General features: G+C 72.5%; 1 protein-coding gene. It reads left to right on the plus strand.

Going from position 1 to position 265, the window contains the following annotated elements:
- A partial coding sequence (locus tag CVH10_RS21335) for a hypothetical protein (RefSeq protein WP_219924956.1) occupies positions 1 to 265 on the plus strand: 265 nt, incomplete at both ends.

The raw sequence follows: 265 nt of genomic DNA on the forward strand, positions 1-265 counted from the left end.
CCACCAGCGCATGAGCGCCGCATCGCGCCTTCGCCGAGTCCTCATCTGGCTCGGCCTGCTGCTCCTGGGCCACGCCGCGCAGGCCGCCTGCGAAAGCGGCCTGGCCGAACGCATGCATGCACGGCTGCATCCGAACCGGCCGCTCGACGAGCGCCTGGCTGCCTGCAAGCCCTGGCCGGGCGCGCTGGGCCGCATCGTCGTCGTGCTGCCCATGCCGCGTCCATCCAGCGATCCGGGCGCGGCGAAGGTCTACGACCTTGAGGTG

It is taken from the genome of Halomonas sp. ND22Bw (genome assembly GCF_003011945.1).
Lineage (GTDB): Bacteria > Pseudomonadota > Gammaproteobacteria > Pseudomonadales > Halomonadaceae > Halomonas > Halomonas halophila.